This window comes from Desulfosalsimonas sp., assembly GCF_055149105.1.
This window is the reverse complement of record NZ_JBSRLA010000021.1, coordinates 12,525-39,193: the sequence shown is the minus strand read 5'-3', so window position 1 is coordinate 39,193 and position 26,669 is coordinate 12,525. Positions and strand designations below refer to the sequence as shown.

The following is a 26,669-nucleotide window of genomic DNA, read 5'->3' as shown; positions in this document are numbered from 1 at the left end:
AATGAAAAAATAACAAACAAAGAATATGTCTCAATCCCCTCTAATCGGGGCCTTCCTTCTGACTTAAAACTTTTAAAAGTCATGAAAAAAAACTGATAGAGTCTCAATCCCCTCTAATCGGGGCCTTCCTTCTGACTTTGACCCATTCGCCACAGAAACAGAAACGATGCGTCTCAATCCCCTCTAATCGGGGCCTTCCTTCTGACTGAAGATCGTGCGGAACAGGTGAAAGAAAAATACAAGTCTCAATCCCCTCTAATCGGGGCCTTCCTTCTGACCATTCAAGGAAGAACAGCGGGAAAAATATGGACAATGTCTCAATCCCCTCTAATCGGGGCCTTCCTTCTGACAAAGTAAGAGAAAACCAACAACTGAATCAATACAAGTCTCAATCCCCTCTAATCGGGGCCTTCCTTCTGACTCTGGGTAGAAAATATATCAAAAATACAGGCATTTGCAAGCCATTTCCGGCTGGCCTGCCTTTTTTTTGCGTTTGGGAATTTTTCAGGCACTGCAGCAGAGTCCTTCTTTTTGAATAACACATTAATAATACTAAACAAATTGTTTTACAAAATCCCCGGCTAATGTCCTTTGACCCGACTGTGTGAACGAAAATATCATGATTCTTTTAATTTTCCACAATTTCCGCACCATTTCAAGGAGATCCTTCAAATCACAACGGAAAAGTTTCGCTTTAGCGGCGGATCCCCAATTCCCGAGCATTCCACTCCGGCGATACATTTCCGGCATGCGGGATAAAACCGGACCGAGTCCTCTGAATGGTCAATGATATCATCGATGCGGTGCCGGAGTTTGACCAGTTTCTCATCGGTCAGGCTCGGGCATTCAAATACGGATTTCTGCTTTTCACGGACAAATCAAAATCAGATGTCATAGAAAAACGGTTTATCATTTGATACGGCACCTGGCGGCATATTTTCAAAGGCCTTCCAAGCCTCAGGGATATCTTGGGGCCACCGGACACAAAATTTCATCAAAACGGGGTTTTGGGGTGTTTTCAAAATTGCTTGCAATTCATCTATTGCCTATATATCATAGGCAAAACTTGAACAAGGCAAAAGTCATCCTGTTTTTTCCCTGGAAATCCTGAATTGATGAAATTTCTTTTCAAGCCTCATCCGGAGATTTGTCCTGGACAGAAAAAGAGTCATTGCCGGTAAAAAAGCCGTGCTCAGATACTTTATGGTCTCCCCGGATTTGAACCCGGAGCAGTATTGGCCTCAGTGGGCCGGATCTGTTCTGGACCAGGCAGGCGGCGAAGCAATCGCCTGTGCCGCGGCCGCCTCCGGAAAACATCTGCAAAACAGTCATGATGTAACCCTAAACGGCTCCTATTGTTTCCTTGTTGCCCGGACCACCCCGGCCCATTACCGGCACATCCATGGCCCTGCCCATTGCCCTGGGGCTGGTTAACCTTGTGCAGGGAAAGGATTATAGAGCTGATGCTGAAATCGCTTACGCCATATGGACTCCGGGATACAAGGAAATCACTTTTATTTTAACGATTCTGAACATATCCTGGCGCAGATCTGGTCAAATTCGGAAACATTTTTTCCTTTCAGCTACCGATGAAATTTTGAAAAAATTTTTAATTGCGCCGTCTGCAATTATATAATTGGGCTAAATGTGCTAAAAATTGGTCTTTGTCACACACTGCTTCCTTTGAAGGAGGAGAAAAACAAATGAAATTTATCAGTTTTATCGGAACAGGCCCCGACGGAGGCGGATATTCTGAGCTTTCCTATCAAATGGAAGGAGCTGAAGACAAAGTGTTTACAAAATTTGTTCAGCGGTCTGAAATTCAACTGTTGGGAAGAGAGCGGTTTGAAAAAATTTATATCTTATGCACCCGGGAATCTAAAAAATTTTTCCATGAATTGCACGATGAACTAAAAGATGAGCTGGGCATCCCCGGAGAGATTATAGAAGCGGTGGACATTGGAAAAATCGAACAAATCAAAAGTGCATGGGCCCTTTTTGAAAAGATCAGCAGCCTCATCAATAATGGCGATACACTTGTGTTTGACTTAACTCACGGGTTCAGATCCCTGTCGATAATCCTTTCTGCCGCACTGAATTACATACTAAAGGCGAAAAACCAAATCGTTTTGCGGCATGTATTTTACGGAGAAAAAAATGAAAACTCAGACAGGCGTGGAACCATCATTGACATGAAGGATTTCTATTCTGTCAATCAATGGGCCGATGGGGTGGCCCGGCTTACTGAAAACGCTGATGCATCAAAACTGGCCGATGTCGCCAAACATGAAAGCAGTGGTACTTTTTCAAACCTTAAAGACAGCGACCTTATCAGAGCCCTGGAAGAATTGACTGCCACACTGAGAAACATCGATGTCAACCGGGTGGCCAGAAACACGAAAAACGCCCTGGAAATCATCAGAACCTGCAAAGACAAAAGCACTGGAGCGGAACATGAGCTGCTTTGCCTGGTGGAAGAAAAGTTTGCACCCTTGGCCAAAGAGCTGTCCGGCCAATATGATGCGGATTATTTCATGCTCCAGCTGGATATCATCCGCATGTTAAATGAACACAGACTTTACATGCAGGCCTACACTGTCATTCTTGAAACCATTGGGTCCGTCGGAATGCTTGGCACCCCGTCAGAGCTGATCAAGGATATATGGGATCCAGCAACGGCTGAACTACGGTCACCTTATGCTGATCTATTTGTCAGAATGATGAATTTCAGTGATTTTAAAAGCCGATCAGACAAAGAAAACACTCGAGCAGAGCAGCTTAACACCACCATCTGCACCTGGATCAATAACCAGAGCATGCTGGAGGAATTAAAAACTATTACCAAGGAAACCAAAAAATACCGCAACGGCTTTGATCACGCCTGGACAGGCCACGGAGATAAAACCATGCAAAAAAAGATAAAGGATCAAGAAATTGAGACGCTGGCAAGTGACGCGGTCAATTTTCTTGAAAAATTGATCACCAGCTTGATTCAACAGAAAATCATTCATACCCGGCAGACCTGAGGAGATGTGATGAAAATCAATGTTTCGCGTTTGTCCAAAAGGAAAAAGGCAAAATTTTCAATCGAGGTCTTAACACCGATGTTTCTGGGAGACGCCAGCGGCGACGCAGAAGTCCGCACTCCTCCTTTTCGCAATGCCCTTCGCTACTGGTGGCGGATTACCCAGGGAGATATACCATGGGAACAACTCCTTGAAAGGGAACAAAAGTTATTTGGAGGCGTGACTGGAAAGGCATGCCGCAGCCTGGTGGATGTTATTGCTTCAGGCAAGGTAAAAACAGGCAATGTGAATGAAAAAGACAATATAGGACAAAAATTAAATACTGAAGCCAACAACAGAAACGTGCCTTTAAGCGCCTATCTTGGAATGGGGCCTGTTCATTTCACAGGCGCATACACCAAAACGCGAATACTGCCCGGAGAAATATTTCAACTGTCTGTATCCTTTCCGGAAAGCCATTTGCAGGAAATCTCAGATGCCCTTTCACTTTTTAAAGCATTCGGCGGGCTGGGGGCCCGCTCCAGAAACGGGTGGGGGAGCCTTGCACTGCATCCGGCTGATCCGGAAGAAATCAAGCTGCTTGGCATAACAGAACTTTTTTCAAAATTCGGCAAAGAGATCAACCAGATTTTCTCAACAGATAAAAAATATCCTTTCCGGCTGGGCATATCTGAAGGAAAGCCGTTATTGTGGGAAGCCGGCCGGGGAGCGACCTGGAAAGAAGCCATGGAAACAGCCGGGGAAAAATACATGGATCTGCGGCAGCAGGATGCACTGGCTTTTCCGAAAAATGGCAGCAAAAATATTGAAAAGCGACATATTCTCGGATACCCGGTCACCAATCACCCAATTCAGACCTGGGGCGGGAACAACGGCAGAATGCCGTCCCAGCTGCGAATCCTGGTACGTAAAGAAAGTAATCAATATGTCACTTTTTTCTTTCATCTGCCTCACAAAATCCCCAAAAAATGGGATGAAAAAAGGCTTGGAAACGAATTGGAGCTTTGGAAGCATATCCATAACTATCTTGATTCAAATTGCAAAAGGGTAACCGGAGACCTGGAAAGGACGATAAAATGAACCAGAGAGATGATGCATACTGGGAGCAGAAGATCCGCTTCTTTCTCCATGATCCGGTGGACAAGGCCCTGAAGATATCGGGACATGAGGAAAGGGCAAAAAAAATCGCCGGGGCATTCGGGGTCTCCACTCCTGACAAGACAGAGGTGGCGCTGGCCGATATTATCGCTTCGGGCCTGGACCGGGCCAACCTGCCGGGATACAGTTCTGATGCCTCAAAAAACGGAGCTGTGGATTTTGCCGAAAGCCCCCAAGTCACACATCCGATCTCAGGTGGCAACAGCCTGCAATTCAAAGGAAAAACAGATCCTGCAGCCCCGACGACAGATCAGATCGTCGATCTGATAAATAGCGACACAAACCGCCTGGACAGGATCTGGACCAAGCAGGAGTATTTCAACTACCTGTTTTTTGCTTTAAGAAAAAGGCTAATTGCAAACAATTGCGGCAATCTCGGATGGCTGTGGGAAAGGCTGCCTGCAGACAGCCGGATACCGGATCATTCCATCTGGAACCACTCTGCAATGGTTAGCGCCCTTGGATCCGCATTTGCAGACAGCCAAACAAAAACTGCAGCTCTGATGGTGTTTTCCATAAGCCCGGTTCAGTCGTTTATCAACAAGACCAGAAAACTGCGGGACCACTGGGCCGCTTCCGTCATCCTGTCCTGGCTTTGCTTTGAAGGCATCACTGTTGTAATCAACGAACTCGGCCCTGATCACATTGTTTATCCCTCCCTGCAGGATCAGCCCCTGGTGGAACAATACCTGGAAGATGTCTTTTTCGGTCTGTTCACGCCATGCGGGCAAAACGAAACACTCCAAAAAGACACCACGGTTGCCTCTTTTCCCAACAAGTTTGTGTTTATCGTCCCTGCAGAAAAGGAAGATGAGATTGCCGTCAAAATCCAGAAGCGAATCCAGGAAAAATGGCACGAAATCGCCGAAATTGTCCTTGATTTTATTGGTGCCCAAGGCAAAGCCGCAGAAAAAATCGCTCAACGGCAAATTGATTCCTGGTGGCGGTTTAACTGGAGTTCCGCCAATTTTGTGACACTCAATGATCAAAACGAAATTCAATTGCTTTTTGCTGACAAATTTTCAGATCTTTTTGCAGCCATTGACAAATTTTCCAGAAGCTTCTCATCGGCCAATTATGCATATCCGGTGACTCATCATCTGATCCAGGCGTCACTGGCCGCGTCCAAAACACGACCGACCAAAGCAAGAGCCCCGGAACCGGGTATGAAATGTCCGGTCTGCGGCGAGCTTGAAGTCCTGCACGACCATGACGGGCCTTCGCATTCAGCGGCATACAAAAAAGCAACAGATTCTTTCTGGGAGAGAATCAACGCCCGCTTTCAGGACAGCATTGTGCGGGAAAAAGAAAGACTCTGCACCGTGTGCTGCATCAAGCGGTTTGCACCTATGGCGGTCCAGAAGTCTTCCCATCCGCTCAAAAAAATATTTAAAAGCGACAAATTTCCATCCACTACGGAAATGGCCACATGGGAATACCGCAGCCGGCTGAAGGAATCCGGGCTTATAGATGACCCGGCAATCGAGCAGGAACTTATCGACCAGCTGCACGAAAATCCAGAACAGAGAAACAACACCGTAAAAACGCTTATCAAAAGAGCTGCCGAAAACAACGTGCTGCTTGACGAGCCTGATAATTACTTCGGCATTCTGATGATGGACGGAGACAAGATGGGCGACCTGGTCAACGGAACCAACATCGCGGCATGCTGGCGCGATGTGCTGCATCCGGATCTTGTCCTTCGTTACCAGGAAGGCGGATTGCCTGAAAAAAAGGCGCTGTGGGATGAATATCTCGAAAAGCAGCGCATCCTTTCTCCGGGCCTTCATGCCGCACTTTCAGAATCCCTGGGCGCATTTTCCCTTTATGCAATCCCCAGAATCATTGATTCCTGCAGCGGCCGGCTCATTTATGCCGGCGGAGATGATGTGGCGGCGGTGCTCCCGCTTTCAACGGCCGTTGATGCGGCTGAAAAGATCCGGATTACATATAACACCTGTTTCGGCTCCATCACGCAAGACGGGGTGGCAGTAGAAACCAATGATATGGATGGCACTCAGCCTGTATTCCTGCTGCCCGGAAACGGACAGGGGATTTCCATTTCCGGGGCTCTTCTGATCTGTCACCACAAACAACCTCTGCGCGGAGCCCTGGAAGAGGCCCACCGGCTTCTTGACAATTACGCAAAAAACAAAACAGGAAGAAATGCCTTTGCCATTCGTTTGAAAAAACGCTCCGGCCAGGCAAGAGACTTTGCAGCCAAATGGGGGGAGCAAAACATTTTTACCGAAAAAGGCTCTGTTCTCGAATCATTTAAAAAAGCGCAGGCTGCTTATCTTGAGGGTTTGCTCAGCGGTTCGCTGATTTATCGGATATCTGAGCTTGAAACAATGATCCGTAGTGTTTTGCCTGCTGACAATCAGATTTCCGAAAAACAAAAACAAAGTATCGTTCAAATAATCGCCTATGAAATCGAGCACTCCGGATCCCTGCAAAATATGTATCCGGGTCGGAAAAATCAAAAAAATCGGCTGATCATAGCCGAAAAACTGGCCTCGGATATTGCCGGCATCAGCATCCGCTGGGATGAAAATGCAGGCAAAAAAGGTGAATGGGCGTTTAACGGGGAAGTTCCGGTTATTGCCCGCTACCTGGCCAAAGGAGGAAAACAGCTATGAAATGGTACCAGTTCAGTCCATCGGACACACTTTTTTTCCGGGGAGCCGAGCCATTGGCAGCTGGAATGGATTATGAAGTCAGTCTCGCATTTCCGCCATCCACCTCGGTGATCTCAGGGGCCATCCGAAATGCGATACTGGCCCAAAAAAACATTTCCATAGAGGCATATAAAAACGGCCATGAGATAAGCGCACTGATCGGGGCCTATGGCGAGGAAGCACCTTTTAAAATTATAGGCCCCCTGCTCCGGTATGAAGGAGATGATTTGATCCCGGCGCCTTATACCTGGTTTTTTGAAAGTGATGCAAAAGGCAGCGATATCAACATTATCAAGCCATTGAAGATAGATATGCAAACCCGGGAAAAACTCGGCCTGAAAACCGCAGGCAAACTCGGGTGCTGGCCGGCAAGCAGCAATGCTGTCAAATCAATCGGTGGCAGCTGGATACTTCTTCAGTTTCTTTCCGGAAACAAGACACGATTCGGGGCCGGAAGATCCATTTTCATGCCGGCAAATGGCATGGATAAGCTCTATTCAGTAGAACCAAGGACCGGTATTGCAATGCATTCAAACAGAACCGTGATTGAAAGCCAGTTATACACCTCCCGGCACATCCGGCTCAACCGGCAGGTTTCCATGATCTGGGGGATAGATCAGGACTGCGGGCTTAACAAGCAAGGCGTTTTATCACTGGGCGGCGAGCAGCGATTCGGCGCATACCATGAACTGGACAAGCCGCCGGACTTTCCGGAAGGCGGAGAACAGTTCCTTTGCCTATCCCCAATTCCTGTAAACGATGCAAGCAGTGAGGCACTGATCGGATCCGGGGAAATCATCTACCGCGGCGGCTGGGACATGGCAAAGCAATGTCATAAGGATATGGTCGGGTATTATCCGGCAGGATCGGTTTTCAATAAGAATATCAATCATTGTTGCGTGGCATTTTAAAAGAAAGGAAAAACGACATGTATAAGCAGGAAAACTCGGAAATCATGGCATTGTATGCGGTTTCACCCGTTCACGCGGGCTCGGGAACATCAATGGGGGTGGTAGACCTTCCGATTCAGCGGGAACGTCATACCAACTGGCCGCATATACAGGCCAGCGGTGTAAAAGGTGCCATGCGGCATCATTTTGAAAAATTCAAATCTATCCTTTCAGGACCCAATGCAAAAGAAGCCACAGAGCAAATAACTGAAAAAATCTTCGGGACTGAAGACTACAATGAAGGGTCCCTTCCCGGGGCAATCTCTGTATCTGATGCCAAACTGCTGGCTTTTCCAATGCGATCTTCCAAGGCCCCGTTTGTGTGGATCACCTGCCCGGCCGTCTTAAATCGCCTTGAAAAGGATCTGAACATGACGGGTTCATCTGTCAGTCTTGATATCCCGCATGTTGGTGATGGAGAAGGGCTCGTAATTCACGGTGATATGAAGCCCGGTGAATTGGTTCTGCTGGAAGATTACGAAGTAAAAATCACAGAAGGGGCAATAGGCAGATTGTCGGGCACTGCAGCCAGACTGTTTAACAAAGCCGAAAGGCTGATTCTTGTAAATGATTTGACATTTCACTACGGAGTTTCACACTGCACTGAAATCCGCGCCCAGATTAAAATCGATGAAAAAACCGGCACAACGGTCAACGGGTCTCTGCGCTATGAAGAACTGCTTCCTGCAGATGTACTGATGTATGTTATTATGTTTTACGGGCCAAGCAAAGATGTCGGAAACTCCATCCAGGCTGAAACGCTTGTTTCCTATATGAAAGAAGAAGTCATTGCCGGCTGTCTTCAGATCGGCGGCAATGAAACACTGGGATGCGGACTTTTTCAGGTGGAGTGGCTCAAAGGAGGACAAAATGAACAGTAAAGAGCAATCAAGATCCAAATTTGCGCTCGACAGCATTGAAAACCTCACAAAAAAAACCGGTAAAGTTTCAGAAGATTTTGCAAATTTTATCGTAGGGACACCTACGATGATTCTGCAAAACGGACTCGGCCAGACCATGGCGTTTCTTTTGTCAAAGTGCAAGGGCGCTAAAGAATTCACAGACAAACATTATTTTACATACCAGGCCATTGCCAAATGGTGCAAAAGGCAAAACGAAAAAATATCCGATGAGCCACACAATTTTTTTTCCGGTATTTCCGAACTGCCGCAAAACGAATACCTGATGCTTCAGGAAGAGGCATTAAAGATGCTGCAATGGCTGAAACGTTATGCCAGGGCCTTTCAGGAGGTGACAGACAATGAGTCAGCAGAGTAAAACCATGCGTGATCCTGAAAATAAATTTTCGCCCCTGCCCGCCTATCTGGAAAACCAGCGGGATAAAATTGTTAATTTCGGGATGTTTTACCAGAAATTTGCAAAATATCAGTTATCTTCCGGATCAGAGATAAAGACCCAGCACTCCTGGGATAATCGCAAAAAGGGAAAAGAAAGAAAAAATGATGATCAAATTGCTCATTACAATAGCATCCGGAAAACTGCATCTGGTGCATTGGCCGCCAGACATCTGTTTCAGAATGGAATTCTGTCTTCATACAAAAGCATCGGCGCTGAAGTGATCGAACTGCAAGCCGTTAGCATTTCGCGAGTTCTGGCGGGAATCGGGGAACCCTCCCCGACAGAGGTGGGCATGGTGTTTGACCGTAACACCGGACTTCCGTTTATTCCCGCTTCTTCTTTCAAGGGCGTGGTGCGCCGGGCCTATTGCTTTAATTTTGTGCAAAATTATTCAGGCGAGATAGATAATGAAGAGATTGAGGAAAATAAGATTCCCGGCCTTGTTGAAATTTTCGGCTCACTTGACCCCAAAAGCGCCTGTCAGGGCGGGTTTGCTTTTATGGATATTTATCCGGAGCAAGTGCCGGACCTTGCCATTGATATCATGAACCCGCATTTCGGAAAATATTACCGGAACGAAGCTCCTCCAGAGGAAATCGAAGAACCTCTTCCAATAAAATTTCTGACTGTGGAAAAGAATCAAAAATTTATACTCCGTGGTTTTTTTCCGGAAACTCGGGCCAGGGCGTATTACAGCGAACTGATGGCAGCCATTGAGACAGCGTTTTGTGAACTTGGGCTCGGGGCAAAAACAGCGACAGGCTATGGCCGGTTCACCATCTCATCGAAAGCTGCGGAATCTAAAGCCACTGAACCGGATAAACAAAAGAAAAAAGAAGAACCCGAACCCTTAATCTGGGAAAACGCGGTATTGTCATATGACAAAGGAAAGAGTGAACTGAAAGCTTCACAGGGCAACGCAACGGCATTCAGCAAAGAAAAAAACATCATCCCAGAGGATCTTTTCAAAAAATTAACCGCAGCAAAAAAGAGAAAAAAGCCGGTCATCGCAAGTATAATGGTTCAGCCTGTTGGCAGAAATTTCCGAATACTAAAAATTATAGAATAGACCGCAAAAAGCCGGATCATCAGTTTTTTCATGCATCGTTGTCAAGAATGAAACGGGGCAGGGGGACCATCAGCGGCTCGATTCGGCCGGGGTAAGACCTGAGGACTTCAGCAAATTGAGCTGCCCGGCTGAATCTGCCTTCCACTTTCACCGTGGATAAATGTTTCATTAAGCCTATATTCACGGCAAGCTTTTCCTTCTGCCATACCTGTATCTCCCACTCAAGGAACATAAAAGGTTCAAATCCGAGGCGATCAAGAAAATGTCTTGCAAAGTCTGCTGACTTCTGACGAATCGGCCCGGTACTGTCAAGAAACCGGGTTCTGGTGATCAACCCTTCAGGGCCGGGGACATACTCATGATCCGTAAAGATCAGTTCCACCCTGGTTTCATGATGATAATCCCAGCCGATTTTCAGCACCCGCTCAAAGCGCTCCCAGCAAGATGACCTTTTTTGAGGCCAGTAATACTCTTCGTGGAATCGGGAAGCACCCACCTGGGAAAACTTTTGCTGCTGAAGGAATTTTGTAAACTCATCAGGATCATCCACGGCATAAAACATTTCCTGCCTTGCGGCCACGTAGATCTCTTTTTGAATCAGGGTCGGACTGGAATCCATATAGCGGGAAGCGTATCCGTTGATGATGCGGTCTCCGTCTTTCAGTATCCGGTCCAGATTTTCCGGATCATGAACTTTGAAACTGGATTTGCTCCGCACAAAGCAAGGATGATATCGCAGATCACTACTGAAAGTTCTGTCCCTAACTTCTCGACAGTGTGCGCATCCAAGGGCGCATGTGAGCTTCTGAACTTCGATTGCAAAGCGCGAATCTTCCTTCAGCTGGTACTGCCTTTTCCTGAGGCTGGTCTGCAAAGGGCCATGCGCAATGGGAGCCAACAGCTCACAGATCCCGTCTGCATCGTAGTACATCTCGTAATCCCGGGCGTTTTCCGGCAGCACTAGCAACTCGATAAATTTGATGGTTGAAGCCCCCATATCCCGTGCCATTTCAACCGCCTGGCAAACGCTCTGATGGTTTAGACCCTGCAGAACCACGTAATTGACTTTTACAATAAGACCGGATGCCGAGCATGCTGAAATGTTTTCACGAACTTTTTCAAAAATTCCGCCCCCGGCAGTGCGTGTTACCCTTTTGAAGGCCTCTTGATTTGGCGCGTGAAGTGAAAGGTGTATTTTTTTTCTTCCGGGATATGCCGCCAGCAGATCAATTGTCTGCCGGCCCAGAAGAGAGCCGTTGGTAACCAGGGTGAGCGCCGGCGGAGATGGAAGTTTTGCCAGCTGCCTGATGAGAAAATGCAACCGATCTTTTTCCAGCATGGGCTCGCCCCCGGTAAGGGTAAGATCGGTGTAGCCCAGGGATATTGCCTCCTTTAGCACTTTAAGCACATGTTCATCAGGTACTCGTTTGCGGCGCTCCCTTCCGAGCCCTTCATTATGGCAAAACAGGCAATTGAAATTACACTTTTCAGTCAGGGCATAGCGCAGTTCACGCCGCTGCTTTAACTCCCGACAAAGGATTATTTTAAGATCCTGCCTCCGTTCGCTGTAACTGCTGGATACAAGGCGGTAGCCTCTTTTGAAAAGCATGCTGAGCATGATATTCCAGCGATTGTATGTGCTCACCGATATTTTATGATACCCCATACCGGCCATTTCCTTTTCACCCTCATCAAGCAGAAAGGACCCAGCGCCCTGCAGCCGCTTTTCCGGTATTACCCCGGCCTGCCACAACTCCGCATCACTGCCTTTTCCCCGAAACAAGGCAAATCCTGCCGGGTCCTGGCCCGACTTTTTTATCAGGTAGGCATGGGTCCGCCAGCCCCGGGTTCTTTGCTCAAGGTCTGCAGCAGACAGGTCATCATCAAAAACTTTTTGATAAAGAGGCAGAAGAAGTTCGGGATTTTCCACTTTAAATAGCTGCCAGCTCAACGCAACTCCTCCAGACTTCTCAACACCTTGTCAAAAGCCTCAATATACTGATCCACAAGAGGCCATTGTTCCTTAAACGTAAATGTCGGCACTGACAAAATGCTGCCGGTATATGCTTCAGCGCCCGGAAATATCTGTTTTGAATTATCTGTTTTCTCAAACCGGCCAATGGGAAAGCGGCCGTGGTCAAACAGCGCCAGATGATGAAAGGGCATGGATCCGGGCACTGACACATCTGCACCTTCGGCCCTAAGGGCGTCCACGAAAAGTCTGCGGGAAATTCCCATCTCACTGAAATTGACCCGGGGCTTAAATCCGTAATGGGCTCCCATGGAAGTTACATATTTTTTTACTTCCATGGGCATCACCTCCCCGCAACCGCATGCTGCAAGACCTTTTGAAAAACGCCCAAGCGTTTCGCGCCGGGAGGCGATCCAGTCAAAACAGTAATTTCTAAGCACATGGCCAACCATGACAGCAGCCAAAGGATGCATACGAAATTTTAAGCCAAAACCAGTGCGAAGCAAATCCTGCCAGCCGGCGGTTTTGACACACTGGAATGAGCGCTTCAGTGAATGGCCAAGAAGCGTGGCTTTTTCATAGATATCCTGCGAATCGGTCAGGAGGACACCTCCTTCTCCCCCGCTTATGAGCTTGTTGCCCTGGAGGCTGAATACAGAAACTGCCGATTCCGTTCCAACGTAGCGTCCTTTATATGAAGAAAAATGGGCGTGAGAGCAGTCTTCCACCCAGGCAGCCCCGCAGCGGGAACAAATTGCTTTAACCGCGTCCACATCCACAGGATGGCCCCACATGTGATTGGTCACCACGGCCCGGGTTTTTTCAGAAACCAGCCCGGCAAGAGCCTGGGTATCGATATTTCCGGTGTCTTTCTCCACGTCGCAGAAAATCACCTTAACTCCCAGGTGCAGCAACGGGGAGGCAGTGGCATGAAAGGAGTAAACAGTTGATACGACCTCGTCGCCCGGCCCTAAATCCAGGGCAAAAAAGGCCGAGTAAAGGGCCATGGTGCCCGAGCTCATGACAATGGCATATCTGGGACCTAAAAGACTGGTGAAAAGATTCTCAACCTCTGTATAAATTCCTGACCGGCCGGCAATGGATAAAGGAGAATCACTTTCAATGTAATCAGAAACAGCCTTTGACAGTCCCGGGACATAGGGAGGCCATGCAAAATGTGGTTCGGGGGCTTTGATAACTGGTTTGCCCCCATTTATCGCAAGAGCAGAAGACATGACTTATATCCATAGGTTAAAGAAATATGAAAAATTATTTAAATGCCACGTTTGCTAGCAAATTTCAAGAATTTGGAACCTCCTTTTTGCACCGCAAATCTCTGCGTCGCAAAAATCCCCTTCTTTTTTGCCTATCAATGCCCTGGCAATCGGAGCGTCATATGAAACAGAAGAGGCATCGGAAAAGTTAAGATAACTGCCGATCTTAATGGTAGTTTCCATGTCGGTCTGATCATCGGAATAAGTCACTCTGCAGCCGAGCCGGACCCGGAGCGGGTTTTCATCAGGCTCAAAAAGGCGTGCCTGCTGCCGGATCTGCAGAAGCTCGTTTAACCTCTTGCTCCACATAAACTGCTGGCGCTCGCCGTCCTCATAGGCAAAATTGTCGTGAAAAGTTTCAGCCCCTTCATTACAGCTTTCTCCCATTTCTTTTCCTATGGCCCTTATCCGGCCGCGGATTTGCTTAATCTGCTTCTGAAGGGCTGCAAAATCTTCCGGCAGAAAATAGTAGCTGGTCATATCATTTCCCTCCTGCTGTTATTATGCACCGCATATTTAGTAATGATAAACGGCGGCAGGAGAAAAAATTTCAAATCCAGCCTAAAAAAGTCGGAAAACAGAAGGGATAGTTGTGAGTTTATAGAAAAGCAGGCCTAAGTCAATTTTATCGGGGCCTTCCATTTGACCTATCTCGAAGAAGAAGGATTCGTTTGCTATTCTCCGTCTCAATCCCCTCTAATCGGGGCCTTTCTTCTGACTCAAGCGACGAAGGCACGAGCTATTGCGGGGAGTGTGTCTCAATCCCCTCTAATCGGGGCCTTTCTTCTGACAGAAATGGACGAATTAGAAATAGAGTTTGCGAATAAGTCTCAATCCCCTCTAATCGGGGCCTTTCTTCTGACGACGAAGAGCCGGAACCTGTCGAAGTGGACACCTTGTCTCAATCCCCTCTAATCGGGGCCGTTCTTCTGACACAAAAACAAATTAAAAAGCCGGAAACCCCGGAAAAGTCTCAATCCCCTCTAATCGGGGCCGTTCTTCTGACCCGGCCCCAGGATTTGATGGCAGAGATTGACAGAGTCTCAATCCCCTCTAATCGGGGCCGTTCTTCTGACTCACTCTGAAGGAATGGCTCCTAAAGCTACCACAATGTCTCAATCCCCTCTAATCGGGGCCGTTCTTCTGACGAAGTAAGAGTAAACGCAATTAAAGCTCAAGGGCAGGTCTCAATCCCCTCTAATCGGGGCCGTTCTTCTGACAGAAGAAAGAATCCTGGCCCGCGGTTTTATTGATCAGTCTCAATCCCCTCTAATCGGGGCCGTTCTTCTGACCTGCGCAAAATCTAATTCAAAGGGCATGGGAGATTAGTCTCAATCCCCTCTAATCGGGGCCGTTCTTCTGACTGAGGCGTGGTTGACCGAATACGGTGTTGAGGTTAAGTCTCAATCCCCTCTAATCGGGGCCGTTCTTCTGACACAGGAAAAACGAAAAGGGCCGGGTTTGAATCGCAGGTCTCAATCCCCTCTAATCGGGGCCGTTCTTCTGACAGGCGCCGCTTCGCATCCAGGACTGGGGCCAGATCTGTCTCAATCCCCTCTAATCGGGGCCGTTCTTCTGACTTCGTGTTGTGAGCGGCGACGAGAAACGTGCTGCTGTCTCAATCCCCTCTAATCGGGGCCGTTCTTCTGACAGACACCATAGATGAGAGCCCGCTTCTCGTAGAGGAGTCTCAATCCCCTCTAATCGGGGCCGTTCTTCTGACTGTTGATTGTGGACCCATACTTGATTAATATGAACGTCTCAATCCCCTCTAATCGGGGCCGTTCTTCTGACAGATCACTTATCAGAATATCGAGTAATCCTCGCCAAGTCTCAATCCCCTCTAATCGGGGCCGTTCTTCTGACAGAGCCAGCGCCAGAATCATACCAAGAAAAGAAAGTCTCAATCCCCTCTAATCGGGGCCGTTCTTCTGACTCTGGGTAAAAAATATATTAAAAATACAGACGTTTGCAAGCCATTTCCGGCTGACCTGCCCTTTTTTTGCGTTTGGGAATTTTTCAGGCACTGCAGCAGAGACCTTCTTTTTGAATAACACATTAATAATACTAAACAAATTGTTTTACAAAATCCCCCGCTAATGTCCTTTGACCCGACTGTGTGAATGAAAAATATCATGATTCTTTTAATTTTCCACAATTTCGGCATCATTTCAAGGAGATCGTTCAAATCACAACGGAAAAATTCTGTTTTACCGGCGGATCCCCGATACCCGAGTATTCCATCCCGGCGATACATTTCCGGCATGCGGGATAAAACCGGACCGAGTCCTCTGAATGGTCAATGATGTCATCGATGCGGTGCCGGAGTTTGACCAGTTTCTCATCGGTCAGGCTCGGGCATTCAAACACGGATTTCTGCACCCGTACGCCAAAGCCCTTAAGCGCCTTGACAACCCTGTAACGCTTCCGGTCATCCACGATGTCAAAACAAACCAGGTAAAACATGAGACGCTATTTCTCCGGGCAAAAGTGTGTGTAGCCGCTTTCCGGATTGGAAAGAAACTCGGCAAACCGGCGCACCTGGTAATAAATCACCCGCCTGTTGGAGGTCTTTTGGCCCAGGGGGTCATAAGTCACCTGCCGGGCCATCATGTTCTCATAAGCGGCAATGAACGTACGGGACATTCCCGGCTTCATTTCCACTGGCCGGTTCTGCCGGAGTTCTTCTTCATCCACGGCGTTTTCCGGATTGGCCCTGACCTGCCGGACCACGAAATCATCAGCCCTGACCATCTTCCGGTTGATAAGGCCTAATACAAACCGATCCCCCAGGCGGCACCGGTGCTCCTCCACCAGGTCACAGGCAAGTGATGGACGGCCATAGGCAATTTCATGAAGACTTCCCATGTAAGGGTCCAGGCCGCAGACTTTTATGGCGGAAAGCACTTCGTTGGTCAGCATGGTATAGACAAACGACAGCAGGGCATTGACCGGGTCCCGGGGTGGCCTGCGGTTTCTGCCGTTGAAGGAAAACGCTTTGTTGCGGATCATGTCGCCAAAAACATGGTAGTAAGCGCGCGTAGCCGCCCCCTCGATGCCCCGGAGTTCATCGGCTGAAAACTCCGCCGGTTTTCGGCTTTCGAGTTTCCGCAGAAACACGCTCATGCCCGCGGCAGCCGACAAAATCCGGTCACTGTTGTGATCTTTTCCCCGCTTTTTTAACATGTCGATCATCTCCGATATTTTGCCAAAGACGATACGCTTGCTGACCTCATTGGAAAACACCGGGTCGGAAAGGCGCAGGTACTGGTCGCGCCGCATTGCCACGTGCTTGTGCTCATCGATCATCAGCCGCGCCCGGAACCGGCCTGTGGGTGTGATAAAAACCGTTTCCACCCGATTTTTGATCAGGTAATCGAGCACTGAACCGGAAAGCGATACATAACCCGCAAGAATCAGTTTTTTCAAATTGCCTGCGGGAATCCGATCGATGACATCACCCTTGCGCATGATCTGCAGGGCATTGCCATCTTTTCTGATGTAGCTTCCGGGGTGCAGGGCATACAAAGTTTCCATGGCAATTAGTCCGTTTGCTGGTTTAAAAACCGCTCCACCTGATCCATGGCCGCACGCATATTGTCCAGCGCATCAGAAAGGCTCCGGATTTTTTCCCCCGGTTTGGGCCGTTGATTATGATCGTAGGAATCCACATGCAGCAGCGGGTGCGCATAGCCGTCGGTCTTGTCAAAGCGGCAGTAATCTCCTGTGTAATCCAGCAGGGAATGGATTCGTTTGCACCCAAGGGGGGTGCCGCGCAGCCTGCTTATCTGGTAGTCGACCTGGTGCGGATTGTAGTCCGGGTCAAAGCCGAGCAGATAGTGCAGCAGCGTCTTGTGACGGTTCAAAAAACCGATGGTCTGGTAGACGATTTTTTCTTCCCGCGCCGTGAGACTCTGCCGGTCCCGGCACGCTGCGACGATTCGCCCCATTGGCGGGCAGCGGGTTTCAAGCTGATGAAGCTCCGGGTATTGCTCCGCCCACTTCCGGTAACCCGGATGCACCCGCACCTTTTCGGCCTCGGATTTTTCCCGGGCACGGTCCAGGTCAACAATCCCGGCCTGTTTAACCTTTTTGAGATACAGGAGCTGGGCCTCCACGCTCCTGTCCGTGCAGGCCGGAAAAAAGGAACGCTTTCCGGTTGACCGGTGAACCCCCAGGGGAAGCTTGACCAGGTTGCCAAACCCCTTGCCCGTAAGCCGATCCTGCTTTGGAAACGCCTCCAGGGAAAAAAAACTCAGGTCCTGACCGATATCTCCGATAACCGAGCCGGCCAATTGCCGGGCCTGAGCCGCAGGAATGGGCGTTTCAAAGAAAATCCAGAAATGAAAGCCCTTTGCGCCGGAAAACTCGACCAGGGGTTCAGTTGCCGCTTTTTCCCGGGATGCATCCGCAATGCGGCGGAAAAGGTAGGCACGCTCCTGTTTCACCTGGCGCGCCTGGTCCCTGGACAGGCCGCCTTTCCGAAACCCGGTTTTCAAATCTGCGTCGATCACGGCCAAAGAGGCACGTCCGCCGGAATCCAGCAGGTATATGCCGTATGTGCGCCTGCCTTCGAGGTGATCGGCAACGTCTGCCGGTTCCATGGGGCGCCGGACCGGAACATAGCCCTGCCGGTCATTGCTCCTGTCCGCCCACTGCCGGGCAAAGGCATCCTCCCGGCCGGAAAACAGCATCATAAAGCGCTCAATTCCTTCCTGGCGCTGGCGCATTTGGACAAATGGCCCGGCAGCCGCGCTTTCAATGTCCGATTCCTTTGCATCACCGGTCCGGCCGGGCTCTTCCGGGGTCACATTTCGCCAGTATTCATATCGCGATGACGGCAGGTGCTGTCTGGCTCTGGCCAACACGCGGGCGGAATCCTCGGTGCGATTGAGGATAAATAGAAGTTCCAGGTGCAGTTCCCAGGCCTCCGCATCGTTCGGGTTTGCTGCGTGCAGTTGCTCAAAGACCCGGATCGTAACATCGAAAAGGCCCGCCATTTGGGCCAGCTCAGCCCATCGGATCATCTGCTCCCGGTTCATGTGCCGCCAAAGACTTTGGTCCTGCAGTTTCCGGCTGCAGGCTTTTTCATCCCGGCCTTCGATTAGGGCCTTCTCAAGGCGGTCGAGTACCAGGGAACAGTCCGCCCGGGCCTGACAGCCTGCAGGGGATCCGGGGGATGGAGCCGATGGGGGGTCTGCCGGCATTTTGCGCGGATTTTCCGTTAAAACCATTTTTTCCACCATTGGATTATGAATTGTCCCCACGGATCGTTTTGCCAAGCTGTGAAAGCTTCGGGTAGTATGGCGCATGGGCCTCAAGGGTTTTTAAAAGTTCCCCGGCCCGGGCCTGGCGGCCGGCCCGGCGAGCAGACAATGCCCCCCAGAAAAGTGCCTCCAGACATGGATTTTTCCATTTTTCACGGAAAAAACGGTCCGCTGCATCACAGTGGCCCAGGGCTGCTTCAAAATTGCTCCGGAGATATTCTATCCGGGCGAGTTTTACCAGGGCTTTATGTTTTGAACGATTGTCCCGCTCCTGGCTTTTGACAAGCACCTCACAGGCTTTGTCCAAATTACCAAGAGCAGCGTGCACGTCCGCCTCGGTCCACCGGTAATACGGCCGACGACGGCGTTCCGGTTCCTGGTTCACGGCATCCATGGCCCGCCGGGGAGAACCCATGCCCAGATATGTCCGGGCCAGCAGCTCATAAACATAATCGATGCCCTGCTTGCCGGAACGTCCGCTTTGTGCGGCAAACATTAGCGCATCACGGGCCTGGGAGAAGTTGCCGCCGGAGAACTGGATTTTTCCCAGGGCAAAATATTTATGGACCAGGGAAACGTGGTTGCTGGTTTCATCGGCAGCAAGGCACTCGCGGATAGCTTCCAGGGCACCACCCGGATCATCAGCCTCCATGCGACAGCCAGCCAGCTGATAGAGGGCCTTGATGTAATTTTTGCGTTCCTGATGCCTGGTTTCCCGCTCCTCGTTGGAAAGGGCATGCCAGTTTTCCACGGCCTTTTGAAACAGGGGGGCCGCCGGATCGGTTTTTCCTTGAATCTGCCGAAAGAGCATGCCCTGCCGGTAATAGTTCGTCACGCCGTCCGGCCGGAGCGCCTGGGCCTTTTGAAAATTTTCGTGCGCCAGATCAATCCGGGCCGCCTTTTGTTCCGGGCTCATGACAATCTCCCGGTTTTTCAGGGCATACAAAGACTCATAAGCGCTGTATGCAAGGGCGCTTCGTGTCAGAAACCGCTCCGGATCGGCCTTTATGCAGATTTCCAACTCCCGGATGGCATCATCGTAGCGCTTGAGACGTCCCAGCACAAAGGCCATTTTTTCCCGTACTTCCCTGTCCAGGCCATAGCCGGCCAGCTCGGGCAGCTTTTCATCCACCGGGTAGTACAGGGACACAGCGTCCGGCCAGCGGTTTTCCCGGATCAGTTCCTCGATATCCGCCAATACCCGCCGGACACGCTTGGCTGCCACATCGCGGTTTACGGTGACGAGATCTTCGCTTTTGAGAAACTCGTCTTCAAACAACCCCTTTTTGTTGGCGTGCTGCTCACCTGTTTCGATGATTTTCGCGGTGTTTTCCGGTTTCATGGCTTACTCCTTTTCCCTGTTTTGGAGCGAACAAGCGCTTTGCGTCATTTTAGCCCGCCTCTATCTTTTATTGACGGCACGAGGATTTGTTTTTCCAAAGCAACGCAACATAATCGACAATGAAACCACTTCATTCATTAGTGGGACGCCTATTAAATATGTAACCTGGTTCTGACATCCCCCGGTATTCACAAAAACGATGCCTTATAGGCACAAGGATAGTCGTGGTAAAGTAAACTCTCAGTCGCAAAAATTCTTTGATTTTGTGTAAGTATGGTAATTCGTCCAGCTTGAAATAGAACTGAATCGCCCACTTGGGGTGAAATCCGAATCACAAAAGCGTTTTTGGTAACCGAAATGTCTGAATAAAGGAATAGGATGTGAGTGGCACATAGGGTAAGTGAATTTGATTCGACCTGGGAAATGGATAGGCCCGAAAAATAAGGTGAAAGCCCATATTTAAACAGACGGATTGGCTGACAACTGAGAAGCACAAGGGAACGCAGCGGATCCCGGAGGGAAAAACAGATTCATTGACCGTCCTGTCCGAAGCCCTGGAGCAATTCCGTACGGCCATCCGGCAAAGCCCGGCCAACAAACCCTTCAAAGAAATTTAAGGGCGTGATTTCCCCAATGCCCGGCCACACCCAAATGGTTCCGCTTTGGCTTTAAACATACTTTCCACACCCCTTTTTGCCGGTCAGTGAATAATTTTTCTCAGATCTGCCAGGCCGGGATTTTCCTGGTTGTCATACCAGAACACGATCCGGTATTTTTCCTTGTCAGATATGCCCTGGAGAAAATTCTGTTGTCTCTTTTTTATCCATTTTCCAGCCGGACAACTGGGTCGTTTGACTGGATCATCGACTGGGTCGTTGTGGCCTATTTTTCGGCTGTTTTTCCGGCACAGGAGTAGTTCTCTTCCGGCTTCCATCCATGATCGGGGGTGCCCGTATTCTATCGTCTTTTTTTTAAGCGCCTTGAAATCCATGCGGGATCTCTTCGCATGGGCAAAACAGCGGCAACGTAGGCGATATCCCCGACGATGTCATAGTAAATGGCATAAGGGAAACGCTTGGCAAACATTTGATACAGCCCGTGCTTCTTGCGATGGATCCCGGCATATATTATAAGTGATTCTATATCCGCGATCAGGCAATCCCAGAAATAGTTGCCAACGCCTGATTCCTGACGGTCATAAAAAGCCCAGCCTTCTTCCAGATCCGCAACCGCTTCCTTCAGTATATAGACATCTTTTACTTTCATCGCCTGCGGCTTGCCTTGAGCTCGGAAAGAGAAACAAACCTGGCGCTGCCGTCTGCAATGGTCTTTTTTCTTTCTTCGAGCACTTCTTCATGCCATTTGGGCGTCCCGATTTCCTGATTTTCATACAGCAGTGAATCCCAGAGCGCTTCCATGGCCTGGAGGCGCTCGGCCCTGCTCATTTTTTTTACATCGTTAATGTTCATTTATACCTCCTTTTGGCTTGTTTCTAGAGTTTCCCGTTTATTAAGAGCGCCACACCAGCGATCGGATCTGACAAATCCTGTAAATACAGTTTGTTATGATTGAGAATGCCCCTTGTGGTGTGATTTTCTCAACCCCAAAAACCCATAAAACAAAAAAAAGCCTACATCCCTATCTTACCTGACATTCTGACAAAACTCAAAAATGAATTTCCCCTGTCCCAAAGCGGATCAAAGGATCAATTTCCATTATGCCCTCAAAAATACCCTCAGCGCTCAATGGATTTTGCTGGACGACAAGACACAAAAAAGCCCCGGAAACATCTTTGTTTCCAGGGCTTTTCGTATTGTAAAAAATTTCTTTGGAATGTTGTTTGGTGGGCCCACCAGGATTCGAACCTGGGACCGACCGGTTATGAGCCGGTGGCTCTTCCAGCTGAGCTATGGGCCCGTTTTTCTTTATTTGCTCCCAAAAAAGCTTTGTTTACCTACCGGCTCACCTGTTTTTTGTCAAGGCCTTATTGAGCACCGGCGGTTTTGCCCTAGGACTCGATAAAATACTTGAGCTTGCGGCTCCGGGTGGGATGCCGCAGTTTGCGCAGGGCTTTGGCCTCGATCTGCCGGATGCGCTCCCGGGTCACGTCAAAGTCGTTGCCCACCTCTTCCAGGGTATGGTCTGATTTTTCACCAATGCCAAACCGCATGCGCAGAACCTTTTCCTCCCGCGGGGTCAGGGTGGCCAGCACCTTTCGGGTCTGCTCGGACAAATTGAGGTTAATGGCCGCCTCTGAAGGCGACATGAAGGTCTTGTCCTCGATAAAATCACCCAGATGACTGTCGTCTTCCTCGCCAATGGGCGTTTCCAGGGAAATGGGCTCCCTTGCGATGCGCAGCACCTTGCGCACCTTGTCAATGGGCACTTCCATTTTCTCGGCGATTTCCTCGGGCGAGGGCTCCCGGCCCATTTCCTGGACCAGGTATCGGGAAGTGCGAATCAGCTTGTTGATGGTCTCGATCATGTGCACCGGAATCCGGATGGTGCGGGCCTGGTCGGCAATGGCCCGGGTAATGGCCTGGCGGATCCACCATGTGGCATAGGTGGAAAACTTGTAGCCCCGCCGGTATTCAAACTTGTCCACCGCCTTCATCAGCCCGATGTTGCCCTCCTGGATCAGGTCCAGAAACTGCAGACCGCGGTTGGTGTATTTTTTGGCAATGCTGACCACCAACCGCAGATTGGCCTGGACCAGCTCGCCTTTGGCGTCCTTTGCCCGCTGGTGGCCATCTTCGATCCGGGCCATGATCCGTTTCAGGCTCCGGGCCGAGGCCTTGATCTCGCGTTCGCGCATTTCGGTCTGGGTGTGAAGCTTTTTCAAGTCCTCAAACAGCTGGGCCACTTCCCCGCTGGCATAGACCGAGCAGGTGCACCCCCACTTGACAAACCCCTTTTCCTTTTCCAGGCGCTGACGCACCTCGGAAATAGGGGCGTCAAAGGCGGCGGCACACTCGCAGAACACCTTGTGAGTGGTGTCAAACCATTCCACCTGCTCGTAAATCTTGCGCTCGACTTCCTCGATCACATCACTTTCAAGGCGCCAGTCCTTAAACAAATCAAAAATCTTGCGGTTTCGGCGGCGGATGGAGCGCATGACCCGGCGCTGCTCGTCGGCATCCATGGATTCATGAAAAATCCGGTCCCGCAGCTGCTGATTTTCCGCATCAATGCTTTTGATCTGATCAATGGTTTCGAGAAATTTCTCGATCTGAAGCGATTCATCCACGATGGTATCGCCCTCGTCGATATCGCGCAGCACGTGCTTGGGCCGCAACGTGCCCGCAGCAATCTGATCGCCGAGGTTGATGATGCTGTCAACGCCCAGGGTGGTTTCGAGCATGGCCTTTAGCACTTCCTGCTCGCCGGCCTCAATCTTTTTGGCGATTTCGATTTCACCTTCCCGGGACAGCAGGGTCACCATGCCCATTTCCCGAAGATACATCTTCACCGGATCGTTGACCGACCGGAATTTGGCTGTTTCATCCACTTCCTCGGTGTCGGCAACGGTTTCTTCGCCTTCTTTTTTGGTCTCCGATGACAGACGCTGCTTTTTTTTCTCCACCACCTCGATATCCAGGTCATCAAACCACATCAGTGTTTCATCGATCTGCTCCGGGGACATCATTTCCTCGGGAAGCACCTCGCTGATCTGTTCATAGGTCAGATAACCCTGCTCCTTTCCCTTGGAAATCAGCTGATTGACTTTTTCCTTCTGGACTTCTTTGGATTCGCCCCCTTTTTTTGCGGACCGTTTTGCCATAAATCCCAAGCCTCCTGGTATTTTAATCATTATAACAAGACCCTGCGGCAGACGTTGGTTAATGCCGGCCGGCGGCCTGTTTCTGTTTTTCACTCAACAGCTTGAGCAGCAGCTGCTGATCATTGTTTTGCTCAGCGGCCCGGATGCGGTCAAGCAGATCATTTTTCCGCCGCTGCTTGCAATTGGTAATCTGGGACAAAAGCAGCCGGCAGCTCTGCTCCGCCCAGCAGGCCTCTTCCATCATCATGGAAGTCACCATCTGCCGCTGTTGTTCATCACCGAGATGTCCGAGCAGATCCGAGGCCTCTTTTCCGTCCCGGCCCATCACCCGGCAGACCTGCCGGCCCAGCTCCTGCATCCGGGAATCCTCAAACTGCTCCAGAATCCGGTTTTGCTCCACTTCGGCAATCATCTCCGGATGCTGGATCATCATGGCCACCACCTTCATTTCCAGACGGTCGGTCGGCTGCCTGCGGGCTTCAGTTACCGCGTCTGCGGGACTGCCGGAATTCGAAGCCGGAGCGGACTGTTGCCCTGAACCGCCTCGGGCGCGATTGCGCAAAGACGGCTGCTGCTGGCGCACTTTTTCGAGCACCGCGGCCTCATCCACACCGATGGTTTCAGCCAGGTGCTGGATATAAACCGACCGGGCCACTGCATCCTGAATTTCGGCAAGCACCGGGGCAATTGCCGCGATGATTTTCACCTTTCCCTCTAAATCCAGCCCGTGGGCAGAGACCGCGTTTTCGATCAAAAATCCAAACAGGGTCGGAGCGTTTTGCGCCAGCCGGTCAAAGGCTTCCGCCCCCTGATCAAACAAAAAGGAATCCGGGTCATGACCCGGAGGCAGCAAAATTACGGCCGCTTCCATGCCTTCCTCAAGAAAGGCGCCGATGGTGCGCTTGGCGGCATTTACCCCGGCGGCATCCGAATCAAACACCAGATAGGCTTTCTTGTCCCCGGACCCGGCAGCCCGGCTGAGCCTGCGAATATGGTCCCGGGTCAAAGACGTGCCCAGGGTGGCAACGGAATTGGTCAGGCCGTGCTGATGCATGGCCAGCAGATCAAAATAGCCTTCAACGATGTAAACCCGGCCCCGGCTTCTGCAGGCGGACCTGGCCGCGTGCAGGCCGTAAAGGGTGCTGCGCTTATGATATACCGGGCTTTCCGGGGAGTTTAAATACTTGGGCAGGGCCTCATCCATAACCCGCCCCCCAAACGCCACCACCTGGCCGGTCACGTCCCAAATGGGAAAAATCACCCGGTTTCTGAACCGGTCATAATACCCGTTCTGCTGTTTTCTGGGCACGATCAGTCCGGCTTTTTCCGCAAGTGAAAGGGAAAAGCGGTTTTTGCGCAAAAAACCGATAAGGTTGTCCCAGCCCGGGGGTGCAAAGCCGATTCCAAACTGCCTGAGAATCTCCGGATCCATCCCCCGCTTTTCAAGGTAGCTTCTGGCATCCCTGCCCCGGGGGTTTTTCAGGAGCATCTCCTGGTAAAATTCCATGACCCTGCGGTTTAATCCCAGCAGCTGCTCTCTTTGGGATGCCTCCTGCCGCTGTTTATCCGACATGTCCGGGGCGGGCAGGCTTACGCCGTATTGACGGGCCACGGATTCCACGGCTTCGGGGAAGCTGATGCCGTCGTATTTCATCAGAAAAGTAAACACATCTCCCCCGGCCCCGCAGCCGAAGCAGTGAAAAATCTGCTTTTCCGGGCTGACGGTAAACGACGGGGTCTTTTCCGCGTGAAACGGGCACAGGCCGGCATAATCCTTTCCGGCCTTTTTCAGAAACACCCGTGCGGATATCACATCCACGATTTCCCCGGCGTTGCGGATTTCGGCAAGCTTTTCATCTGATATATACAACGCCAACCGAGGCTACCTCCGATACAGGCTGTATGCCAAAGACATATTCGGGCAGGATTGGGCATGTGCCCAAATTTTAATGAAAATAAGGATTTGACACGGGATTGTCAAATTGATTTTCAACCCGGGCACCGGGCGAAGCCCGCGCTGCCGGACATGTTTGTTACAGGGCATCGAGAAACGCCACAGCCTCGTGCAAATCCAGCCGGCCGTCATATAAGGCGCGGCCCGTGATAATGCCCGAGACTCCGTCCTTTGCCAGTTTGGAAAGGTTTCGGATGTCATCCATGCAGGAAACCCCGCCCGAAGCCACCACGGGTATGCCCACAGCCCTGGCAAACTCCCGGATCGCCTCAATATTGGGACCGGTCTGCATGCCATCGCGTTCAATATCGGTAAAATTGATGGCCGCCACGCCGGAATCCTCAAACTGCCGTCCCAGTTCAATGGCTGAAACCTCGGTGGTCTGTGTCCAGCCCTCAATGGCCACCTTGCCGTTTCTGGCATCAATGCCCACCACGATCCGGCCCGGGAAATCCCGGCAGGCCTGTCTGACCAGATCCGGGTCATAAATGGCCGCACTGCCGATTACCACCCGGTCCACGCCCTGGTCCAGATACATGCCAATGGTCTCCAGATCCCGGATGCCGCCGCCCACCTGGATGGGCACGGACCCTGCCGCTGATACGATCTGCTCGATAGCCGCAAGATTTTTGGGGCTTTTTTCAATGGCCCCGTCAAGATCCACAACGTGAATGAGCCGGGCGCCCTGGTCAATCCAGCGTACCGCCATGGCCGGGGGATCGTCTGAAAACACGGTTTCCCGGTCCATACGCCCCTGCAGCAGACGCACGCACCGCCCGCCCTTAATATCAATTGCCGGTATAACAATCATTTTATATAGCTCCTCAAATCCCAAACAG

General features: G+C 50.4%; 22 protein-coding genes, 1 tRNA gene and 2 CRISPR repeat arrays (1 of these 25 only partly in view). Of the genes, 9 read left to right on the top strand and 14 right to left on the bottom strand.

From position 1 onward, the window contains the following. Positions 1–421: a CRISPR direct-repeat array (repeat unit 36 nt; unit sequence GTCTCAATCCCCTCTAATCGGGGCCTTCCTTCTGAC) (it extends 1,630 nt beyond the left edge of the window). Positions 422–668: 247 nt separating this feature from the next. Continuing rightward, positions 669–821, bottom strand: a complete 153-nt coding sequence (locus ACTCIA_RS07145; RefSeq protein ID WP_463001123.1) for a CRISPR-associated endonuclease Cas2 — start codon at positions 819–821, stop codon at positions 669–671. Between ACTCIA_RS07145 and ACTCIA_RS07140 the strand changes: the two genes are divergently transcribed. From ACTCIA_RS07140 to cmr6, 9 genes are all read left to right on the top strand, one after another. Next, positions 780–917, top strand: coding sequence for a hypothetical protein (locus ACTCIA_RS07140; protein WP_463001116.1), 138 nt, complete (start codon positions 780–782; stop codon positions 915–917). The two genes, ACTCIA_RS07145 and ACTCIA_RS07140, sit on opposite strands and share 42 nt — an antisense overlap. A 485-nt stretch (positions 918–1,402) precedes the next feature. Then, complete coding sequence (locus ACTCIA_RS07135; protein WP_463001115.1) at positions 1,403–1,636, top strand: hypothetical protein; 234 nt, start codon at positions 1,403–1,405, stop codon at positions 1,634–1,636. Continuing rightward, a complete protein-coding gene (locus tag ACTCIA_RS07130; RefSeq protein ID WP_463001114.1) occupies positions 1,614–3,026 on the top strand; it encodes a TM1812 family CRISPR-associated protein in 1,413 nt (470 codons plus the stop codon). The genes ACTCIA_RS07135 and ACTCIA_RS07130 overlap by 23 nt, the downstream gene beginning before the upstream one ends. 9 nt (positions 3,027–3,035) lie before the next feature. Further along, the gene (locus ACTCIA_RS07125) at positions 3,036–4,106 is read left to right on the top strand and encodes an RAMP superfamily CRISPR-associated protein (RefSeq protein ID WP_463001113.1); all 1,071 of its coding nucleotides are present in this window, start codon (positions 3,036–3,038) and stop codon (positions 4,104–4,106) included. Beyond that, on the top strand, positions 4,103–6,823 hold the full coding sequence (gene cas10, locus ACTCIA_RS07120; protein ID WP_463001112.1) for a type III-B CRISPR-associated protein Cas10/Cmr2: 2,721 nt from the start codon (positions 4,103–4,105) through the stop codon (positions 6,821–6,823). Before ACTCIA_RS07125 ends, cas10 begins: the two co-directional genes overlap by 4 nt. Beyond that, positions 6,820–7,773: a type III-B CRISPR module-associated Cmr3 family protein gene (locus ACTCIA_RS07115; RefSeq protein WP_463001111.1), complete on the top strand. Its 954-nt coding sequence runs from the start codon at positions 6,820–6,822 to the stop codon at positions 7,771–7,773. The genes cas10 and ACTCIA_RS07115 overlap by 4 nt, the downstream gene beginning before the upstream one ends. A 44-nt stretch (positions 7,774–7,817) precedes the next feature. After that, a complete protein-coding gene (gene cmr4 / locus ACTCIA_RS07110) occupies positions 7,818–8,693 on the top strand; it encodes a type III-B CRISPR module RAMP protein Cmr4 (RefSeq protein ID WP_463001110.1) in 876 nt (291 codons plus the stop codon). After that, entirely contained in the window at positions 8,683–9,090 is a 408-nt protein-coding gene (gene cmr5 / locus ACTCIA_RS07105; protein WP_463001109.1) for a type III-B CRISPR module-associated protein Cmr5, read from the top strand. The genes cmr4 and cmr5 overlap by 11 nt, the downstream gene beginning before the upstream one ends. Further along, entirely contained in the window at positions 9,074–10,240 is a 1,167-nt protein-coding gene (gene cmr6, locus ACTCIA_RS07100) for a type III-B CRISPR module RAMP protein Cmr6 (RefSeq protein ID WP_463001108.1), read from the top strand. Before cmr5 ends, cmr6 begins: the two co-directional genes overlap by 17 nt. Before the next feature lie 28 nt (positions 10,241–10,268). Here the strand turns inward: cmr6 and ACTCIA_RS07095 are convergent, their stop codons facing one another. From ACTCIA_RS07095 to hisA, 13 genes are all read right to left on the bottom strand, one after another. Then, complete coding sequence (locus ACTCIA_RS07095) at positions 10,269–12,191, bottom strand: GNAT family N-acetyltransferase (RefSeq protein WP_463001107.1); 1,923 nt, start codon at positions 12,189–12,191, stop codon at positions 10,269–10,271. Then, positions 12,188–13,447 carry an aminotransferase class I/II-fold pyridoxal phosphate-dependent enzyme gene (locus tag ACTCIA_RS07090; RefSeq protein WP_463001106.1) on the bottom strand — a complete coding sequence of 420 codons (1,260 nt, stop codon included), beginning with the start codon at positions 13,445–13,447 and terminating at the stop codon, positions 12,188–12,190. The genes ACTCIA_RS07095 and ACTCIA_RS07090 overlap by 4 nt, the downstream gene beginning before the upstream one ends. Before the next feature lie 54 nt (positions 13,448–13,501). Further along, positions 13,502–13,966 carry a GreA/GreB family elongation factor gene (locus tag ACTCIA_RS07085; protein ID WP_463001105.1) on the bottom strand — a complete coding sequence of 155 codons (465 nt, stop codon included), beginning with the start codon at positions 13,964–13,966 and terminating at the stop codon, positions 13,502–13,504. Positions 13,967–14,169: 203 nt separating this feature from the next. Further along, positions 14,170–15,422: direct repeats of the CRISPR family, unit length 36 nt; unit sequence GTCTCAATCCCCTCTAATCGGGGCCGTTCTTCTGAC. 248 nt (positions 15,423–15,670) lie between these two features. Next, the gene (cas2, locus tag ACTCIA_RS07080; RefSeq protein ID WP_463001104.1) at positions 15,671–15,952 is read right to left on the bottom strand and encodes a CRISPR-associated endonuclease Cas2; all 282 of its coding nucleotides are present in this window, start codon (positions 15,950–15,952) and stop codon (positions 15,671–15,673) included. 6 nt (positions 15,953–15,958) lie between these two features. Then, a complete protein-coding gene (cas1, locus tag ACTCIA_RS07075) occupies positions 15,959–17,023 on the bottom strand; it encodes a CRISPR-associated endonuclease Cas1 (RefSeq protein ID WP_463001103.1) in 1,065 nt (354 codons plus the stop codon). Positions 17,024–17,028: 5 nt separating this feature from the next. Then, a complete protein-coding gene (locus ACTCIA_RS07070) occupies positions 17,029–18,693 on the bottom strand; it encodes a CRISPR-associated primase-polymerase type A1 (protein WP_463001102.1) in 1,665 nt (554 codons plus the stop codon). A 43-nt stretch (positions 18,694–18,736) separates the two neighbouring features. Beyond that, positions 18,737–20,095, bottom strand: a complete 1,359-nt coding sequence (locus ACTCIA_RS07065; protein ID WP_463001101.1) for a tetratricopeptide repeat protein — start codon at positions 20,093–20,095, stop codon at positions 18,737–18,739. Positions 20,096–21,052: 957 nt separating this feature from the next. After that, the gene (locus tag ACTCIA_RS07060; RefSeq protein ID WP_463001100.1) at positions 21,053–21,361 is read right to left on the bottom strand and encodes a type II toxin-antitoxin system RelE/ParE family toxin; all 309 of its coding nucleotides are present in this window, start codon (positions 21,359–21,361) and stop codon (positions 21,053–21,055) included. Continuing rightward, positions 21,358–21,564: an addiction module protein gene (locus tag ACTCIA_RS07055; RefSeq protein ID WP_463001099.1), complete on the bottom strand. Its 207-nt coding sequence runs from the start codon at positions 21,562–21,564 to the stop codon at positions 21,358–21,360. The genes ACTCIA_RS07060 and ACTCIA_RS07055 overlap by 4 nt, the downstream gene beginning before the upstream one ends. A 372-nt stretch (positions 21,565–21,936) precedes the next feature. Next, positions 21,937–22,012 (bottom strand) — tRNA-Ile (locus tag ACTCIA_RS07050). Between the two features lie 91 nt (positions 22,013–22,103). After that, the gene (gene rpoD / locus ACTCIA_RS07045; protein ID WP_463001098.1) at positions 22,104–23,876 is read right to left on the bottom strand and encodes an RNA polymerase sigma factor RpoD; all 1,773 of its coding nucleotides are present in this window, start codon (positions 23,874–23,876) and stop codon (positions 22,104–22,106) included. Positions 23,877–23,934: 58 nt separating this feature from the next. Continuing rightward, complete coding sequence (gene dnaG / locus ACTCIA_RS07040) at positions 23,935–25,752, bottom strand: DNA primase (RefSeq protein ID WP_463001097.1); 1,818 nt, start codon at positions 25,750–25,752, stop codon at positions 23,935–23,937. Between the two features lie 157 nt (positions 25,753–25,909). After that, positions 25,910–26,641, bottom strand: coding sequence for a 1-(5-phosphoribosyl)-5-[(5-phosphoribosylamino)methylideneamino]imidazole-4-carboxamide isomerase (hisA, locus tag ACTCIA_RS07035; RefSeq protein ID WP_463001096.1), 732 nt, complete (start codon positions 26,639–26,641; stop codon positions 25,910–25,912). Positions 26,642–26,669 lie beyond the last annotated feature (28 nt).